Origin of the sequence: Nocardioides panacihumi, from assembly GCF_039530925.1 — a bacterium.
In the GTDB taxonomy this organism is placed as follows: domain Bacteria; phylum Actinomycetota; class Actinomycetes; order Propionibacteriales; family Nocardioidaceae; genus Nocardioides; species Nocardioides panacihumi.
In genome coordinates, this window is the sequence record NZ_BAAAPB010000005.1 from 139,186 (window position 1) to 156,993 (window position 17,808).

A 17,808-nucleotide genomic window follows, 5' to 3' on the forward strand; every position below is an offset into this window, starting at 1 on the left:
TGTCAGTCGGCGACCACCGCCTTGAGCACGTCGACCTTGGCCGCCACCCGTGCCGGACCGACCGCGGCCAGCACACCGGCGACAGCCGCCACCACCAGGTAGATGACGATCTGTGCCACGGGGACCGAGACGGACTTGATGCCCTCGTCCTTGAGCACCTGCGAGAGGGCCAGTCCGATGCCGATCCCGAGGACCGCCCCGCTCACCGCGCCGATCAGCGAGATCACCGCCGACTCCCAGCGGACCATCGCCCGGACCTGTCCGCGGGTCATGCCGACCGCTCGGAGCAGACCCAGCTCGCGGGTGCGCTCGAAGACCGACAGGGCCAGCGTGTTGACGATCCCCAGCAGGGCGATCAGCACGGCCAGCGCCAGCATCACCGTGACCAGCGTCAGCAGGCCGTCGATGAAGCCGCTCGCGAACTTCTGGTAGCCGCCACGGTCGAGGACCTGGGCGTCGGGGTGGTCCGCGAGAGCCCTGTCGATGGCGTCCTGGACCTGACCGGCGTCCGCGCCGTCCTTCAGCGTCACCAGGGCGGTCGCCACGAGCTGCGGGCCGGCGAGCGCACGTTGCTCGGCGATGCTGATCACGTAGTCGTCGCCGATCCAGCCCTTGGAGTCGTACACCCCCACGATCCGCAGGGTGTGGTCACCGCTCTGGGCGAACTGCGCCTGGACTCGGTCGCCCAGACCCCAGCCGTGCGCCGTGGCGGCCGACTTCGAGACGACGACGCCGTCCTTGCCGAGGTCCGCGAACGAGCCCTGCGAGACGTCGAGGTTCATCACGTCATCGACGTTGCTCGGGTCGACCGCCGAGTAGCTCGCCGGCGTACCGGCGAAGTGTGCCTCTCCCCAGCCGTTCGCCGAGACCTGCGCGACTCCGTCCACAGCGGCGACCGCACCGACGACGGAGGGGCTGAACCCCGGGGCCGCCGCGCTCGACGGCGCGATGTACAGGGCCGCGTCCGTGCGGTCCGCCAGCACGTCGCCGAAGGACGCCTTCAGCGAGGAGGCGAAGACCCCCATGCTGACGACCAGGGTGAGCCCGATCATGAGCGCCGCCGCCGTGGCGGAGGTGCGACGCGGGTTGCGTGTCGCGTTCTGCCGCGCGAGCTCCCCCGGCATGCCGCGCAGCCTCAGCGGCGTGGCGATGGCGGCGGCCAGCGGTCGTACGGCGAGCGGCAGAGCCACCAGGACGCCCACCATGGCGGCGAGCAGGCCCAGGCCGAACACCTTGAAGGGTGCGTCGCCGTACAGCGACCAGAGCATCCCGCCCACACCTGCGCCGAGCACGGACAGGCCGACCAGACCGCGCACCAACGACGCCTTCTCGGCGCCGGGCGCGGACTCGCGCAGCGCCTCGATCGGCAGCACCCGGGTCGCCCGGCGGGCAGGCACGAGGGCCGCGACCACCGTGACTCCGGTGCCGACCAGGAACGACGCCCAGATCGCGGACGCCGGCACCTGCAGCGCGGTGAACGGCAGGGCGAGCCCGACCACGTCCATGAGCGCCTTGAGGCCCTTCGCCACGGCGATGCCGAGCCCGATGCCGGCCGCGGATGCGACCAGACCCAGGACGAGCGCCTCGAGCAGCAAGCTGCCCAGGACCTGGCGTCGGCGGGCGCCGATCGCGCGGAGCAGAGCGATCTCCCGCGAGCGCTGGGTGACCGTCATGGTGAAGGTGTTCCAGATGATGAAGGACCCCACGAACAGAGCGATCGCGGCGAAGACGCCGAAGACGATGCCCACGATCTTGAAGTTCGACTTGGTCGCCTCGGAGTTCTCCTGGGCGACCGCGGCGCCGGTCACCGCCTCGGTGCCCGACGGGATCACCGAGGAGAGCCGGTGCGCCAGCTCGGCCTGGCTGACGCCGGGCTCCGCACTGACGTCGATGCTGTCGAACTGGCCGGGTGACCCGAGCACCTGCTGGGCGGTGGCGGTGTCGAAGTAGGCCGACGTCGTCCCGCCGAGGTCCTTGATGCCGTCGCCGTAACCGACCGTGCCCACGACCGTGAACTCGCGGGTCGGACCCTGGAACAGCACCTTGATGTCGGAGCCGAGCGAGATGTGGTGGTCCTCGGCGCTGGTGGCGTCGATGACGACCTCGTGCGACCCGTGCGGGGCGTGCCCGGAGAGGAGCTCGACCTGGCCACGCAGCTCGTCGTCAGCCGGCATCGAGTAGCCGTTGGTGGGCGCGCCGCCGTTGGTGGTGACCGCCCGGCCGTGGGTGTCGGTCAGCAGCGCGTAGCCGCTGACCGAGCCCTCGGCGGCACGGACGCCGTCGACCTGGCGGACGCGGTCGAGCACCGAGGCCGCGATCGGCCCGCGGTCCGTGCCGACACCCTCGGTCGAGGTGTACGGCGCGTGCGTGCGGACCACCGCGTCGGTGCCGGAGGAGATCTTGCCGAAGAGCATGTCGAACGCGATCCCCATCGTGTTGGTGAGGATGAGCGTGCCGGCGAGGAGCGCGACGCCCAGCGCGATCGACGCCGTCGTGAGCAGGAGGCGCAGCTTGTGCGCCACCATGCTGCGGAAGGTTGCGGTCAACATGGGTCAGTCCCCCAGGTGCTTCATGTAGTCGAGGACGTCGTCGGCCGAGGGGGCGAGCATCTCGTCCACCAGGTGGCCGTCGGCGAGGAAGAGGACCCGGTCCGCATACGAGGCGGCGGCCGGGTCGTGGGTGACCATGACGACCGTCTGACCGAGGTCGTCGACGGCCGTGCGGAGGAACTGGAGCAGCTCGGAGCCGGAGCGGGAGTCCAGGGCACCCGTCGGCTCGTCCGCGAAGACGATCTCGGGGCGGGACGCGAGGGCGCGAGCGGCGGCGACCCGCTGCTGCTGGCCTCCGGAGAGCTGCGACGGGCGGTGGCCGAGTCGACCGGTGAGGCCCACGGTCTCGACGATCGAGGCCACCCAGTGCGGGTCGGGCCGCCGTCCCGCGATCCGCATCGGGAGCACGATGTTCTCGGCAGCCGTCATGGTGGGCAGCAGGTTGAAAGACTGGAAGATGAAGCCGATCCGGTCGCGCCGCAGGGTGGTGAGCGCCTTGTCCCGGAGCGCGGTGATCTCCGTGTCGCCGAGGTGGACCGTGCCTGACGTCGGGCGGTCGAGTCCGGCGAGCAGGTGCAGCAGCGTCGACTTGCCCGAGCCGGACGGACCCATGATCGCGGTGAAGCGACCACGGTCCAGTCCGACGCTGACGTCGTCGAGCGCCGTCACGACGGCCTCGCCGGCGCCGTACCGCTTGCTGAGGTGCTCAGCGCGGGCGGCGACGTCCGCACCGGCGGGGGCGCCGACGCGATCGAGGGCGGTCGTGGTGGTGATGGGGGTCATGGCGGTTCTCCTTGTCGGGTGACCCTCCGATCGGAGGGCATGTGACGAGGACACCGCGACCGGGTGGCAGCGGGCGATCGGGCTGAGCGCAGGGCCGCGGGCGCTGGCCGCCTGCCGAGATGGGCTGCCCGTGCGGCTGTCCTCACCGCACGGTTCGGGTTTCCTCCTCCCCCACAGCCCGCCGAGCGCGCAGACTGCAGACATGACCCCGCTGCGGTGGCGCCGGCGCTCCCGACGCGAGCTGCTCGCGATCGTCGTGGTCGCGGGAGGGCTGACGGCGTTCGTAGCGGTCGTGTACGTCGTGGTGGTGCTCGGCGGCGGAGCGCTGATCGGCCGCGCGTCGAGCCCGAGCCTGCTCCTCTCGGTGGTCGCCACGGCGATCGTCGCCGTCGCGTTCGACCCCGCCCAGAGGCGGCTCGAGCGGTGGGCGACGCGGGTGGTGCTCGGCGGTCGCCCGTCGCCGTACGACGTCGTGCGGAGGTTCACCCAGACGCTGGCTGGCCAGCATCCCGACCGTGAGCTGCCCGAACGGATGGCGCGGGTGCTCGCCGAGGGCATCGGCGCCGAGTCGGCGCAGGTGTGGGTGGACATGGACGACCACGGCGCGCTCGCTGCCACCTGGCCGCCGGCGCACGTGCCCGCCCCCGGTTCGGTGGCGCGCCGGATGCCGGTGCTGCACGGCGGCCAGAACCTCGGCGCTCTCGTCGTGCGTGAGCGCCCGGGTGTGCCGTTCACGCCGGTCGAGGAGCGGCTCTTCGCCGGACTCGCCGACCAGGCGGCGCTGGTGCTGCGTGGCGCCCGCCTCCGCGCCGAGCTGGAGCAACGACTGGCCGTCCTCGCCACCCGGGCCGAGGAGCTCCGGGTCTCTCGTGAGCGGCTGGTCGATGCCCACGACGCCGAGCGCCGACGGCTGGAGCGCGACATCCATGACGGCGCCCAGCAGCACCTCGTCGCGCTGGCCGTCAACCTGCGCCTCGCCGGCACCCTCGCGGCACGCTCGTCCGAGCGCGCGGACGCCCTGCTGGCCGAGCAGGAGCAGGCCGCCGCCGACGCGATCGGCACGCTGGTCAGGCTCGCGCGAGGCATCTACCCAGCCGAGCTCGAGGTCGCCGGGGTCGCGGCGGCTTTGAGGGCCGCCGTCGCAGCGTCGGAGTCGGGAGTCGAGGTGCACGCGACAGACGTGGGCCGCTACGCGTCGCCGATCGAGGCGACGGCGTACTTCTGCTCCCTGGAGGCGCTCCAGAACGCCGCCAAGCACGCGCACGCGTCCTCGACCCGTGTCGAGCTCGTGGGGACCGACGACGCGCTCGAGATCGTCGTGGTGGACGACGGGCGCGGCTTCGACCCGCGCATCGGCAAGACCGGCACCGGGCTGACCAACATGCGCGAACGCGTCGAGTCCGTCGGAGGCGTGCTCACCGTCAGCTCCGCCCCGGGACTCGGCACGCGGGTCAGAGCGGTGCTACCCGCCTCCGCTCCCGCCGGATCGGCGGTCTGACGTGCGCCCCGCCCGCGTCGCCCGCGGTCTCGCGTGGCTCACCGTGGCACTCGTCGTCGCGGACGTGGTGGTCGCGTCGCACGCCGTGTCGTTGACGTCGGAGACGGCGATCGCCGTGCACGGCTTCCCGTTCATCCACGGCGCGGTCGTCGGCTCTGCCGTGATGGGCACGCTGATCATCTCCCGCTACGAGCGGCATCCGATCGGCTGGCTGCTGACCGTGGTGGGTGCGGCCGGAGCGGTCTCGCTCGTCTCGGAGGCCTACGCCTTCTGGGTCCAGGAGAACGACGGGCCCGGCCCGGCCGCGCTCGGCGGCGTCGCGGCGTGGATCGCGACGCTGTTCGGAGGCCAGGTCGTCCTCGCCGGCATCGCCCTGATGTTCCTGCTGGCTCCCGACGGTCACCTGCTCTCGCGCCGCTGGCGGTACGCCGCCTGGCTGACCACGGCGGGCGCACTGCTGTGCATGCTCGCCATCCTCTCCGTGCCCCCCGCCAGGTTCCAGCTGGTGACCGCCGAGGCGGAGATGGGGCCGGCGCGACGCCTCGCCCTGTCGATCGGTTTCCTCTCCATCCTCGCGGGCCTCGTCCTGTCACTCGTCTCGATGCTGGTCCGGCTGCATCGCAGCCGCGGCGAGCAGCGTGACCAGCTCCGGCTCATCGCGCTGGCGGCGGCGCTGCCGACCGTCGGGGTGCTCTGGCTCCTCCTGGTGCAGAGCACGAACGGCGGCGACCAGACCTGGACGGCCGCGCTGCCGCTCTTCGTGTCGTACTTCCTGATGCCGATCCTCTTCGCCGTCGCCGTGCTGCGCCACCGGCTCTACGAGCTCGACGTGATCATCAATCGCACCGTCGTGGTGGTCGCGGGATTCGCCTTCGCCGCGCTCGGCTACACCGCCCTCGTGGTGGCGTCGGGCCGCTGGGTGGAGGACACCGGCAGGGGGTTCTGGCTCTCCCTGCTCGCCACCGCGCTGGTCGCGCTGGCCTTCCAGCCGCTGCGCCGCAGCGTCGTCCGGCTGGCGAACCGACTGGCCTACGGGCCTCGCGCCCAGCCGTACGAGGCCCTGGCCGACTTCAACCGCCGCCTCGCCGACGCGCCCGGCCCCGGGGACCTGATGCCGGCGGTCGCCGAGAGCGCGGCCCGGGCGGTGTCGGCGAGCGGCGCGCTCGCGGAGCTCGAGGTCCCGGGTGGCGAGCCGTTGCGTGGCACCTGGGGCACGGCCGCAGGGCCGTGGGACCACGCCGTCCCCGTGCGCCTGGGCGAGCGCCAGCTCGGCACGATCGCCGTCGCGGTCCCTCGGGGTCGCGAGCTCGGCCCCGTCGATCACGCCGTCCTGGAAGCCGTTGCGCAACAGGCGGCGATGGCGTTCCGCAACACGGTCCTCGCCAGCGAGCTCGCGGACCGGGTGGACGAGCTCGACCGCACCACGCGGCAGCTGGCCGAGTCGCGGCTGCGCCTGGTCGAGGCCGACGACGCGGCCCGGCGCGGGCTCGAGGCGACGATCGCGCGGGACGTGCTGCCGCTGATCTCCGACCTGCCGGCCCGGATCGCGCGCGTCAGGGCCACGGTGGCGTCGGGTGGGCCCGCGACCGGCATCGACCCGCTCGTCGCCGACACGAACACCGCGCTGAGCGCGTTGCGTGACCTCAGCCGCGGCGTCTTCCCCTCCCAGCTGGCCAGGTCGGGGCTCGAGCCGGCCGTTCGCTCGCTGCTGGCTCGCGCCGCGCGGTCGGCCACGTTGGAGTGCGACGGCGTCGCTGGACACCGGTTCCCTCCTCGTGTCGAGGCGGCGCTCTACTTCTGCTGCGCCGAGGCCGTGCGCTCCGGCGAGCACGTGACGTCGCTGTCGCTGGGGGTCGACGGTCCCGACGTGCGACTGCGGATAGAGAAGGTCGACCCGCACGGGCTCGACCTCCCGACGATCACGGACCGGATCGGTGCGGCCGGCGGGGACGTGGTCGTCCGGGACGGCGTCCTGCTCGTCTCCGTCCCGGCGTCAGCCGCGGTCGAGGAGTCGCCCGCGACCCTCCTGCCACGCGGCTGAGAGCCGGTCCGGTCCGAGCTCGGCCTTCGGGAGGTACGCCGCCGCGCCGCTGCCCTCGATGTCGACCTGGTCGACGTCGTACGTCGAGAGCAGGAGGACCACCGGTCCGTCCCGCCGCCCCGCCAGCCGACGAGTGGCCTCCACGCCGTCGAGGCCGGGCAGGTTGACGTCCATCAGCACGAGGTCGGGACGCAGGTCGTCGACCGCGTCCAGCGACTCCTCGCCGGTCGTCGCGGTGCCGACGACCCTGAACCCGTCGGTGGCCTCGACCACCGCAGCCATCGCCCGCCGGTAGGGCTCCTGGTCGTCGACGATCAGCACTCGGACGTCCACGTCGACCACCTCCTCCCCCGCATCCTGTACGCCTGCCGGGCGATCCGTCGCGGGGGCTGGCCACACGCTCGGGGCGGACGACCGCCCACCTGCCGCCACGTCACCGGACACCTCCGGTGGCCTCCAGGTACGCCAGGACCGCCATCACGCGTCGGTTCACGTCGGCCTCGTTGGCCAGGCCGAGCTTCTGGAAGACCGACCCGACGTGCTTCTCGACCGCCCGCTCGCTCATGAAGAGCACCTTCGCGGTGGAGGAGTTGCTCCGGCCGCCGGCCAGCTCTCGGAGGACCTCGAGCTCGCGATCGGTGAGGCCGCGGAGCGCGGAGCCGACGTCCTGGTTCTTCCGGCGCAACAACCCCTCGACGACCTTCGGGTCCAGCGCCGACCCGCCCCGCGCCACGTCGTGCAGGGCACGGACCAGCTCGTCGACCTCTGCGACGCGCTCCTTGAGCAGGTAGCCCAGCCCCTCCACGCCGTCGGACAGCAGCTCGAGGGCGTACTCCTCCTCGACGTACTGCGACAGCACCACGACACCCGTGCCCGGGAAGTCCGAGCGGATCCGCTTCGCCGCGTCGATGCCCTCGGTGGTGAACGTCGGTGGCATCCGGATGTCGGTGAGCACGGCGTCCGGCCGGTGCAGCGCCACGGCCCGCATGAGCGCGTCGGTGTCGGCCGCGGTCTCCACCAGGTCGACCTCGGCCGCCTCGGCGAGCAGGCCCGCGACGCCCTCCCGCACGAGGTAGTTGTCGTCGGCGAAGACGACGCGCACCGTCATGGGCACACTGTAGAGCGCGCGGCGCCGGGGGCCGTCACCTTCCGTTCTGCTCGATCGGGACCTCGATCGGGACCTCGAACGGTGGCGGGTCCGTGAACGCCGGGAGAGCGCCGTCGACCGCCTCGTCGACCGCCTCGCCGGCCGGCGGCTCGGCAGGCGGCTCGGCTGCCGTCTGCACGCTCCGTCGCACGGGGGCCGGCTCGCCGGTGGCCACGGCCTCGAAGTAGCGCAGCATCTCCACCGGGAAGGGCAGCACCAGCGTCGAGTTCTTCTCGGCCGCCACCTCCACCATCGTCTGGAGCAGCCGGAGCTGGAGCGCGGCCGGTGTCGCCGACATCGCGTGCGCGGCCTCGGCCAGCTTCTTCGACGCCTGGAACTCGCCGTCCGCGGTGATGATCCGGGAGCGGCGCTCGCGCTCGGCCTCCGCCTGGCGCGACATCGATCTCTTCATCGTCTCGGGCAGCGCGACGTCCTTGATCTCCACCCGGTCGATCTCGATGCCCCAGGGCAGGGCCGGGCTGTCCAGCATGATCTCGAGGCCCTGGTTGAGGTGCTCGCGGTTGCACAGCAGGTCGTCGAGCTCGCTCTTGCCGATGATCGACCGCAGCGACGTCTGCGCGACCTGCGAGATGGCATAGGCGTAGTCCTGCACCTGGACGACCGCGAGCACCGGGTCGATGACCCGGTAGTAGACGACCGCGTCGACCCGCACGGTCACGTTGTCGCGGGTGATGCCGTCCTGGGCCGGGACGGTCATCGTCACGACCTGCATGTTGACCCGTCGCAACCGGTCGACGACCGGGATGAGGGCGGTGAGGCCGGGCTGCCTGACGTCCGGCAGGACCCGCCCCAGCCTGAAGACGACGCCGCGCTCGATCTGCTTGACGACGCGGGCACTCCCCGCGAACAGGAGGCCTGCGAGCAGGACCACGATCACCAGAATGATCAGCACCACGTCCATGGCGACTCCCTAGCGGGACGAGTTTCACATCAAGCGTACGCCGCTCGCACAGCCCCGGCTCAGCCTCGGCGCGGGCCGCGCGGCCGGCCATCACCCGCAGCGCCGGAGCCACTCACGAAGCCGGCGTGTGCCGCGAGCGGCACCATGCTCGGGACCAGCACGCGCTCCCAGGCGAGGGCCACGAGCAGCGCCGCACCGACCGACCCTTCGATGATCATCCAGCCGTTCGGGACGTGCAGCGAGGGGTCGAGCGGGGTGATCAGCCCGAGAGCGAGGACCAGAGCGACGAGGCAGCGCCGCGCGGTCTGCGGCAGCCGGCACATCGCCAGCAGCGGCAGGCACCACAGGAAGTACCAGTAGTTGGTCACCGGGCTGAGGACGGTGACCAGCAGCATCGCGACGCCGGCTGCGGTGAACGGCCCGCGGACGCCGCCAACGGGAGCGCGGGTCAGCAGCAGGGCGCAGCCGAGCACCATCAGGCCGACCCCGACGGCGTCCGCGACCGTCGCAGCGTCGGAGTGGAACAGCCAGCGCAGGTTCCGGCCCGCCTCGTAGGTGATCGAGAGCGGGGTGTGCAGCACGAAGGCGACGTGCATCGTCCTCACCCAGCCGACGCCCAGGCCGCTGACGATCCCGATGCCGGCGGCCGTGCCCAGCGCCACCGCCGCGACCCGGACCGCGGCCCAGATCCGGGGCCCGCCGCCGAGGGATCGCGCCGAGACCAGCGCCACTCCGAGCCCCGCGACGACGGCCGGCGCCTTCACCGCGGTCGCGACCCCGATGATCACGGCGCCGACGAGCCATCCGCGGGTCACCGTCGCCAGCAGCGCCGTCGCCACCAGACCGACGAGCAGCAGGTCCACATGGGCCCCGCCGACGCCGTCGGCGAGCACGAACGGGCTGGCGACCGCGAGCCACGACGCCTCGGCGGCGGGGAGTCCTGCCAGTCCGGCCAGTCGCGGCGCGGCGTACATGAGGAGGCCCAGCCCGACCATCGCGAGCGCCCGGTAGGCCAGCATCAGCAGCCACGGGCTGGACGTCACCTGGTCGACCGCGCCTCCCCAGAGCAGAGGCACGGGACCGTACGGCGCCAGGGTGTGACGCCAGCACAGGCAGACGGCCTGGACGATCGGCCCGTGCAGCACGGCGGGGGGCGTGACGTAGGGCGAGGCGCCGTGCCCCGTCAGGAAACCGTCCGCGGCATAGCTCCATGCATCGGCGCTGAACAGCGGGGGCGCGACCACAACAGGGACCGCCCAGAGCAGCGCCGCGCGGTGCACCGCGGCGACCGTCGCCTCGCGGCTGCGGACGGCCGATCCCAGCAGCAGCCAGGCGACGGTCAGCAGCGCGACGCCTGCGAAGCACAGGGCCGGCCCCCAGCGCTCGGCACCGGGCCAGGCCCTCAGGTCGCGCAGTGCGTCGAGGTGTCCGACCGTCCCGCCCGAGGGGATCTTGGCGTAGGAGAAGCCACCGGCGGCCATGCAGGCCGCTCCGAGCATGCCGACCGACGTCCGCAACCGCGCAGCCGTCCCGGCTCGAGCCCCGAACACGGTTCGACGCTAGGACTCGGGCATGAGCGGGAGATGAAGGCCGTCTCTTCATCCTCGCTTCACGACGCGCGTCGTAGCGTCCTGCGTCGGCGGGCCGTCCGGCACGCCGCGGAGAGGACGGGCATGCTCGCAAGTGATGGAACGGTCGTCGGAGGCCGGGTATCGGAACACTGGTTCCATGCGGTGAACCAGCTCGCCCGCCACACCGCCTGGGCCCACGAGCCGGCACGCCTCTACGCGACGTACGGCGTGGCGTTGTTCGCCGGTCTCCTCCTGCTGTCGTGGTGGCTCGCCCGGAGGAACGGCGATCTCCGCCCGGTCGCGGCGGCGCTGTGGGCACCGCTCGGAGTCCTGCTGGCGCTGTGGGTGAACCAGTTCCTGATCGCGTCCGTCGCCGAACCCCGCCCCTTCGCGGTGCTGCCCGACGCCCTCGTGCTGGTCCACCGCAGCGCGGACGCCTCGTTCCCCAGCGACCACGCGGTCATGGCCGGTGCGGTCGTCGCCGGCATCGCACTGGCCCACCGTCGGCTGGCATTGGCGGGTGGAGCGTTCGCTCTCCTGATGGCGTTCACCCGGGTCTACGTCGGGGCACACTTCCCCCTCGACGTGGCGGCCGGTCTCCTCGTGGGCGCAGCGATCGCCGTCGCGTCCTTCCTCGTGGTCTGGCCGCTGCTGCGCCGGGTCCTGACCGCGATGACACGTACGCCGCTGCGTCCGCTGCTCACCGCGACGTCCTCGGGCTCGACCCAGCGGTCGTAGTCCGGGACCCCCCACCTGAGGCATCGCCACCCCAGATTGTCGTCACGGACGTGAGACAGCGGCTGCTTCGCGATGAGCGAGCGCCAAGATCGGGGCATGCCGTCCGACGCCGTGGAGCCGACCTCGTGCCCAGACTGCGGGCACCCGGTCTATCGGCCGCTCGTGGTGCCGGTCCGTCATCCTCAGCAGTCGTGCCGCGCCCTCGGCCCGAGCACTGACGCGCACGGCCACGCGGCCCGGTGTGGCTGCGAGAACGTCGTCCATCGGCTGCCGACCGTGCGCCCTCGGCACCGGGTCGAGGCGTCGGGGCACACGGGGTGACCGGCTCCGCACGATGAATGGCGGGCCGTCGGCGAATCCCCCGATCGCCGACGACCCGCGAGCACTGGCCTCTCGGATCATCAGATGCTCGTTCATGAGAGTGCCACCGCAGTCGACGGCTTGTCTCGAAATCGGCGCGATCGGCCAGAAATTTGGAAATCCGGATCTCACCCGGCCCACGCTGCTCACCTGAATCGGGCGTACCGGGCTGGATGACCGCGGCGAGGATCATTGGTATGACGCAATCGGCAGCCCCCCTGCGGATCCGCGTCGCACGGTTGAGCTGGCTGAGCGCGATCATCGCGCTCGCGGCGGTGGCCCTGATCGTGCTGGCCGGGCTTCTCACGGCGTGGGAGACACCCGACCGGACGTTCTCGGCGGTCGTGCCTGTGCCGGTGAGGATCAGCTGGCCGGGAGTCGGCGCGCTCTTCGCTGCCGCGCTCCTGGCGGCCGCCGCCGTCATCGGCATCACCGCTCTGCAGACGGCGGCCGCCGCTCAGGTGCTCGGCAGGCGCGGTGGGCCACGGCAGCGCCACCGGCTCGGGCCCGAGGCCGCGCGACGAGCCCGCCTCACCCTCCTCACGCCGCCCGTGGTGCAGGCGCTCGGGATCGATGAGATCCCTGTGGCACTCCCCTCGGCACGGCCGGCGGTCGCCGCGTCCACCCGGCTCCGCTGCACGGTCCTGATCCCCGCTCACGACGAGGAGGCCGTGCTGGGCGCGACCCTCGCGTCCCTCGCCGCCCAACGCCGCCCACCCGACCACGTGGTGGTGGTCGCCGACAACTGCTCCGACGGCACCGTCGAGCTTGCCCGAGCGCACGGTGTGGATGTCGTCGAGACGGTCGGCAACACCGAGAAGAAGGCGGGCGCGCTCAACCAGCAGCTCGAGCGGCTCCTCCCGGATGCGGGGTCGTCCGACGTGGTCATGGTGATGGACGCGGACTCGACGATCTCGGCGGAGTTCCTCGAGGTCGCACTCGCGCTCCTCGAGCACGACGCGGACCTGATGGCGGTCGGCGGCCTGTTCTACGGCGATGACGACGCCGGTCTCATCGCACAGCTCCAGCGCAACGAGTTCACCCGCTACCAGCGCATCGTCGCGCGGCGTCGCAACCGGGTCTTCGTGCTCACCGGCACCGCGGCCGTCATGCGCGCCTACGCCCTGCGCGCCGTCGCCGACTCGCGCGGTGAGCTGATCCCCGGTCCCGCGGGCATGGTCTACGACACCCTCGCGATGACCGAGGACAACGAGTTGACACTGGCGCTGAAGACCCTCGGCGCGAAGCTCACCTCGCCGCCACAGTGCCGGGTCACCACCGAGGTCATGCCCCGCTGGCGCGACCTGTGGCGCCAGCGGCTCAGGTGGCACCGCGGCGCGCTGGAGAACATCGGGGTCTACGGGCTCACGCGGGCCACGACGCCGTACTGGGTCCAGCAGCTGGGCCTCGGCTACGGCGTGCTGGCGCTCTGGTCCTACCTGGCGCTGATGGTCATCACCCTGCTCGCCGCCGACACCATCCGGTGGTCGCCGTTCTGGGTGACCATCGGACTGGTGTTCGTCGTCGAGCGGCTCGTCACCGTCTGGGCCGTGGGCTGGCGCGGGCGGGCGATCGCCGCGCCGATCGTGATCGAGCTGGCGTACGCCATGTTCCTGCAGGTCTGCTTCGTCGTCTCGCTGCTCCAGATCGCCTCCGGTCGCAAGGCCGGCTGGAACTACGTCCCCCGGTCGGCCGAGCAAGGGCTCGCGCCGGTGCTCCTGGCGCCGTACGCGATCACCTCGCTGGGGATCCTGCTCCCGACCTCGATCCTGTCGACCGACTGGTACCAGATCCTGTGCGTCTGGGTCGGCTTCAACACCCTGGTCTTCGCGGGGCTCAGCCTGCTCCAGATCCTGCCGCCGTTGCGCCGCGCAAGCCGTTCGCCCTGACGTCAGCGGGCGAGCGCGACGCGTTCGGCACCGATGGTGGTGTCGGCGCCGTGCCCGGTGTGCACCACGGTCTCGTCGGGGAGGGTGAGCAGCCGCGCCCCGATCGACTCCCGGATGAGGTCGGAGTCGGAGTAGGAACGTCCTGTCGCGCCCGGGCCACCCTGGAAGAGCGTGTCGCCGGTGAAGACGCAGCCGAGCTCGGGTGCGTAGAGGCACACCGCGCCCGGCGCGTGCCCGGGGGTGTGGAGCACGTGCAGCGTCGTGCCGCCGACTCTGATCTGCTGGCCGTCGGCCAGGTCCTCGTCCCAGCGCCGGTCAGGGTGGGTGAGCTCCCACACCGGCTGGTCGGCGGGGTGCAGCCAGATGGGGCCGCCGGTGGCCTCCCCCAGCGCGGGCGCGACGCGGACGTGGTCGTCGTGCGCGTGGGTGCAGACGATCGCCTTGACCGTGCGGTCGCCGACGACCTCGAGGATGTCGTCGACGCTGTGCGGGGCGTCGATGACGATGCACTCGGCGTCGTCCCCGACGACCCAGACGTTGTTGTCGACGTCGAACGTCTCGCCGTCGAGGCTGAAGGTGCCCGAGGTGACGCCATGGTCGACCCGCGACGTCACAGGATCACCACGCTGCGCAGGACGCCGCCGCTGTGCATGCGCTCGAACGCGGCCTCGACGTCGCCGATGCCGATCTCCTCGGTCACGAACGCGTCGAGGTCGAGCCGGCCCTGCCGGTAGAGGTCGACGAGCATCGGGAAGTCGCGGCTGGGCAGGCAGTCGCCGTACCAGCTCGACTTGAGTGCGCCGCCGCGCCCGAAGACGTCGATGAGCGGCAGGTCGGGCACCTTCATGTCCGGGGTCGGTACGCCGACCAGGACGACGGTGCCGGCCAGGTCGCGGGCGTAGAACGCCTGCTTCCACGTCTCGGGGCGACCGACCGCCTCGATGACCACGTCGGCGCCGTCGGCCCCCTCGTAGAACTCGGCCGAGATCCGCCTGATCTCCTCGACCGGGTCGACCTGCGAGGAGTCGACGGTGTGGGTGGCGCCCATCGTCGTGGCCGTCCGGAGCTTCTGGGCATCGATGTCTACCGCGATGATCGGGTTCGCTCCGACCAGCGCCGAGCCGGCGATCGCGGCGACGCCGACGCCGCCGCAGCCGATGACCGCCACCGACCTGCCGCGCGTCACGGCACCGGTGTTGATCGCCGCCCCGATCCCCGCCATCACGCCGCAACCCAGCAGGCCGACGGCCGCGGGCCGAGCCGAGGGGTCGACCTTGGTGCACTGGCCGGCCGCCACGAGCGTCTTCTCGGCGAACGCGCCGATGCCCAGCGCCGGGGAGAGCTCGGTGCCGGCGTCCGGTCCGTCGGCGAGCGTCATCCGCTGCTTCGCGTTGTGGGTGTTGAAGCAGTACTGCGGCGCACCCCGTCGGCACGCGCGGCACTCGCCGCACACGGCACGCCAGTTGAGGACGACGAAGTCGCCGGGTGCGATGCCCGTGACCTCAGGGCCGACCGCCTCGACGATGCCGGCCGCCTCGTGGCCGAGCAGGAACGGGAACTCGTCGTTGATCCCGCCCTCCCGGTAGTGCAGGTCGGTGTGGCAGACCCCGCACGCCTGCACCTTCACGACCGCCTCGCCCGGACCAGGGTCCGGCACGTTGATCGTGACCACCTCGACCGGCGCGCCCTTCGCGCGGGCGATGACCGCCTGGACCTGCTGCATCTGACTTCCTCTCTGCCCCGGAACGGGAACAAACTGGGACGAGCACCGGGTTGCCGACGTTAGGCGCTTTTCAGGCACTCACCAGCCCGCGACTCATCTGCGACCTTCGCACATCCCCGGCATCCTCCATCGACCGGACCTCGGAAGGACCTTCACATGGCTTCCTCCACATCGCAGTCCGCTTCACCTCTCGACTACCCGGACCACATCGACGCGGCCGTCCTCAAGATCGCCGGCGTGGTCGTGCTCGGCGCGATCATGTCGATCCTCGACATCACCGTCGTGAACGTCGCCCTTCCGACCTTCCAGCGGGTGTTCGGCTCCGGTGGCCAGGAGCTCGACTACTCGCACGTCGCGTGGACCGTCACGGCGTACACCCTCGCGCTGGCGACCGTCATCCCTCTCACCGGCTGGGCCGCCGACCGCTTCGGCACCAAGCGGCTCTACATGACCGCCATCCTCCTGTTCACGACCGGATCCGCGCTCTGCGCGACGGCCTGGAGCATCAACGCGCTCATCGGCTTCCGCGTCCTGCAGGGTCTCGGCGGCGGCATGCTGATGCCGCTGGGCATGACGATCCTGACCCGCGCGGCAGGCCCGCACCGGATGGGTCGGCTGATGGCGATCCTGGGCGTCCCGATGCTGCTCGGCCCGATCATGGGCCCGATCCTCGGCGGTTGGCTGATCCAGATCGCCAGCTGGCACTGGATCTTCCTGATCAACGTCCCGCTCGGGATCATCGCCGTCGTCTACGCCTGGTTCGTGCTCGAGAAGGACGCCCCCGAGCCCTCGGAGTCCCTCGACGTCGTCGGCATGCTGCTCATGTCGCCCGGGTTGGCGCTGTTCCTGTACGGCGTCTCGTCGCTGCCGAGCCACGGCGGCGACCTGAGCGATCCGCACGTGTGGCTGCCGGCGACCGTCGGACTCGCCCTGATGGCGACGTTCGTGTGGTGGTCGTTCAAGCCGAAGCACCCCCTCCTGGACCTGAGGCTGCTCGCCAACCGCAACCTGGCGCTCTCGCTGATCACGATGTTCCTGTTCGCGAGTGCCTTCTTCGGCGGCCTGCTGCTCGTGCCGACCTACTTCCAGCAGGTGCGCGGAGAGTCGACCCTGCACGCCGGTCTGCTCGTGGCTCCCCAGGGCCTCGGCGCCATGATGACGATGCCGATCGCAGGACGCCTCTCCGACAAGGTCCCGATCGGCCGGATCGTCCCGATCGGGCTGCTGTTGATCATCGTCGGCATGTTCGGGCTGACGCAGATCACCGACACCACGCCCTACCCGGAGATCATCGCGATGCTCGTCGTGATGGGCTGGGGCATGGGCGCCACGATGATGCCGATCATGACGACCGCCCTGCGCAACCTGAAGGCGCACGAGGTCGCCCGTGGCTCGACCCTCCTCAACATCAACCAGCAGATCGCCAGCTCGGTGGGCGTCGCGACGATGTCGGTGGTCCTGACCAACAACCTCAAGAACTCCCCGGTGATCCCGGGCACCAGCCACATACCGGGCTTCCCCGACGGCATCACCGAGACCACGGCCGCCATCCTCAAGAACACCCAGCCGGAGGTCTTCGCCAAGCTGCACCTCGACCCGGCAGCGGTCGCCAACGGCATGGCGAGCGCCGCGGAGGCGTTCGCCCAGACCTACTGGGTGGCATGGATCGTCCTCGTGGTCGCGCTGATCCCGGCCCTGATGCTCCCGCGCAAGCACGAGGAGAGTCATCTCCTCGACGACGAGGGCGTCCCGCCGGTGGCGATCCACTGATGGGTGGGTGGCCCGCCCGTGCGGGCCGCCCACGGCTCACCTTCTGGAGCGCGCGAACAGGTCCGAACCCAGCTCCCCGAGAGACTTGAGGAGCCGCAGCGTGGCGATCAGGCCGGCGACCACCGCCGCGATCGTCAGGGCGAGGCGCACCTCGTCGTCAGACCTGCCCGTCGCCTCGGCGAGTGCACCCGTCACCCGTTTCGCTCCGCTTGCCTGCGCCATGTCGAGACCCCCTCCTCATGTTGCAACGTCACCCGAGTCACCCGGGTCACCCGAGTCAGGCGAGTCAGGCAGGATCCGGCCGCGTCGGCGCGCCCAGCGAACGGACGAACTCGGCCACGAGCTGCTGCTGCTGCTCGTCGGTGGCGCCGGACAGCTCGAGGCTGCGGCCCTCGACGGTGATCTTCAGCGACCGGCGTGACGAGGAGCCCCGCGACAGCCACGACCTCACCGTGCCGACGACCTCCTCCACCAACCAGACCGAGTCCTTGATGCACACCAGGAGCGCCCCGAGCGTCGCGACCTCGATCCCCTTGCTCCCGTCCGCCGGCGGACCCTGCACGACCGGCGACACGGACTCGACGTCGAGCTCGAGGAGCTCCAGCCGGAGGTCGGCGGCGAGGTCGTCGACCATCTCGGGATCGGCGCCCGGCTCGAAGAGCTCGATCTTCAGTTCCCTGGTCACCACGCTCACCTCGTTGAGTCGAGGACTCTCCTGAGAGGGCACCACACGCGACCTCCACCGTCAACCGTCGTCGCGGACCTCCGACCCGGCCGGAGATCGCACTCGCCGGGACCGCGTCGCTGCCGATACCGT

At 71.6% G+C, this 17,808-nt stretch carries 15 protein-coding genes; 5 read left to right on the forward strand and 10 right to left on the reverse strand.

Annotation, left to right across the window (positions count from 1 at the left end):
- Positions 1–2 precede the first annotated feature (2 nt).
- On the reverse strand, positions 3–2,549 hold the full coding sequence (locus tag ABD205_RS19635; RefSeq protein WP_344047812.1) for an ABC transporter permease: 2,547 nt from the start codon (positions 2,547–2,549) through the stop codon (positions 3–5).
- A 3-nt stretch (positions 2,550–2,552) separates the two neighbouring features.
- Positions 2,553–3,332, reverse strand: a complete 780-nt coding sequence (locus ABD205_RS19640; protein ID WP_344047814.1) for an ABC transporter ATP-binding protein — start codon at positions 3,330–3,332, stop codon at positions 2,553–2,555.
- A gap of 202 nt (positions 3,333–3,534) precedes the next feature.
- On the opposite strand from ABD205_RS19640, the gene ABD205_RS19645 reads away from it, so the two are divergent.
- Positions 3,535–4,830, forward strand: coding sequence for a sensor histidine kinase (locus ABD205_RS19645; RefSeq protein WP_344047815.1), 1,296 nt, complete (start codon positions 3,535–3,537; stop codon positions 4,828–4,830).
- A gap of 1 nt (position 4,831) precedes the next feature.
- Positions 4,832–6,871, forward strand: a complete 2,040-nt coding sequence (locus ABD205_RS19650; RefSeq protein ID WP_344047817.1) for a hypothetical protein — start codon at positions 4,832–4,834, stop codon at positions 6,869–6,871.
- Here ABD205_RS19650 and ABD205_RS19655 read toward each other — a convergent pair.
- From ABD205_RS19655 to mptB, 4 genes are all read right to left on the reverse strand, one after another.
- The gene (locus tag ABD205_RS19655; RefSeq protein WP_344047819.1) at positions 6,824–7,204 is read right to left on the reverse strand and encodes a response regulator; all 381 of its coding nucleotides are present in this window, start codon (positions 7,202–7,204) and stop codon (positions 6,824–6,826) included. The two genes, ABD205_RS19650 and ABD205_RS19655, sit on opposite strands and share 48 nt — an antisense overlap.
- 100 nt (positions 7,205–7,304) lie before the next feature.
- Complete coding sequence (locus ABD205_RS19660; RefSeq protein WP_344047820.1) at positions 7,305–7,979, reverse strand: response regulator transcription factor; 675 nt, start codon at positions 7,977–7,979, stop codon at positions 7,305–7,307.
- Positions 7,980–8,013: 34 nt separating this feature from the next.
- On the reverse strand, positions 8,014–8,940 hold the full coding sequence (locus ABD205_RS19665; protein WP_344047821.1) for a slipin family protein: 927 nt from the start codon (positions 8,938–8,940) through the stop codon (positions 8,014–8,016).
- Between the two features lie 59 nt (positions 8,941–8,999).
- Positions 9,000–10,490, reverse strand: a complete 1,491-nt coding sequence (gene mptB / locus ABD205_RS19670; RefSeq protein ID WP_344047822.1) for a polyprenol phosphomannose-dependent alpha 1,6 mannosyltransferase MptB — start codon at positions 10,488–10,490, stop codon at positions 9,000–9,002.
- Between the two features lie 183 nt (positions 10,491–10,673).
- Between mptB and ABD205_RS19675 the strand changes: the two genes are divergently transcribed.
- Both ABD205_RS19675 and ABD205_RS19680 read left to right on the forward strand, forming a co-directional pair.
- Positions 10,674–11,249: a phosphatase PAP2 family protein gene (locus ABD205_RS19675; RefSeq protein ID WP_486348422.1), complete on the forward strand. Its 576-nt coding sequence runs from the start codon at positions 10,674–10,676 to the stop codon at positions 11,247–11,249.
- A gap of 557 nt (positions 11,250–11,806) precedes the next feature.
- On the forward strand, positions 11,807–13,498 hold the full coding sequence (locus tag ABD205_RS19680; RefSeq protein ID WP_344047824.1) for a glycosyltransferase: 1,692 nt from the start codon (positions 11,807–11,809) through the stop codon (positions 13,496–13,498).
- Positions 13,499–13,500: 2 nt separating this feature from the next.
- Here the strand turns inward: ABD205_RS19680 and ABD205_RS19685 are convergent, their stop codons facing one another.
- Positions 13,501–14,112: an MBL fold metallo-hydrolase gene (locus ABD205_RS19685; protein WP_344047825.1), complete on the reverse strand. Its 612-nt coding sequence runs from the start codon at positions 14,110–14,112 to the stop codon at positions 13,501–13,503.
- Positions 14,109–15,221: an S-(hydroxymethyl)mycothiol dehydrogenase gene (locus tag ABD205_RS19690; protein ID WP_344047827.1), complete on the reverse strand. Its 1,113-nt coding sequence runs from the start codon at positions 15,219–15,221 to the stop codon at positions 14,109–14,111. The genes ABD205_RS19685 and ABD205_RS19690 overlap by 4 nt, the downstream gene beginning before the upstream one ends.
- Positions 15,222–15,377: 156 nt before the next feature.
- Between ABD205_RS19690 and ABD205_RS19695 the strand changes: the two genes are divergently transcribed.
- Entirely contained in the window at positions 15,378–16,991 is a 1,614-nt protein-coding gene (locus ABD205_RS19695; protein WP_344047829.1) for a DHA2 family efflux MFS transporter permease subunit, read from the forward strand.
- Positions 16,992–17,027: 36 nt separating this feature from the next.
- On the opposite strand, the gene ABD205_RS19700 is transcribed toward ABD205_RS19695, so the two are convergent.
- A complete protein-coding gene (locus tag ABD205_RS19700; RefSeq protein WP_344047831.1) occupies positions 17,028–17,213 on the reverse strand; it encodes a hypothetical protein in 186 nt (61 codons plus the stop codon).
- A gap of 64 nt (positions 17,214–17,277) precedes the next feature.
- Positions 17,278–17,676 (reverse strand): hypothetical protein, encoded by a 399-nt coding sequence (locus ABD205_RS19705; protein ID WP_344047833.1) that lies wholly within the window; start codon positions 17,674–17,676, stop codon positions 17,278–17,280.
- Positions 17,677–17,808 lie beyond the last annotated feature (132 nt).

Bases quoted from the DNA above. Each gene is read 5' to 3' on its own strand.
- ABD205_RS19700 (WP_344047831.1), bottom strand. From the start codon at position 17,213: ATGGCGCAGGCAAGCGGAGCGAAACGGGTGACGGGTGCACTCGCCGAG.
- ABD205_RS19645 (WP_344047815.1), top strand. From the start codon at position 3,535: ATGACCCCGCTGCGGTGGCGCCGGCGCTCCCGACGCGAGCTGCTCGCG.
- ABD205_RS19660 (WP_344047820.1), bottom strand. From the start codon at position 7,979: ATGACGGTGCGCGTCGTCTTCGCCGACGACAACTACCTCGTGCGGGAG.
- ABD205_RS19695 (WP_344047829.1), top strand. From the start codon at position 15,378: ATGGCTTCCTCCACATCGCAGTCCGCTTCACCTCTCGACTACCCGGAC.
- ABD205_RS19680 (WP_344047824.1), top strand. From the start codon at position 11,807: ATGACGCAATCGGCAGCCCCCCTGCGGATCCGCGTCGCACGGTTGAGC.
- ABD205_RS19635 (WP_344047812.1), bottom strand. From the start codon at position 2,549: ATGTTGACCGCAACCTTCCGCAGCATGGTGGCGCACAAGCTGCGCCTC.
- ABD205_RS19690 (WP_344047827.1), bottom strand. From the start codon at position 15,221: ATGCAGCAGGTCCAGGCGGTCATCGCCCGCGCGAAGGGCGCGCCGGTC.
- ABD205_RS19640 (WP_344047814.1), bottom strand. From the start codon at position 3,332: ATGACCCCCATCACCACCACGACCGCCCTCGATCGCGTCGGCGCCCCC.
- ABD205_RS19665 (WP_344047821.1), bottom strand. From the start codon at position 8,940: ATGGACGTGGTGCTGATCATTCTGGTGATCGTGGTCCTGCTCGCAGGC.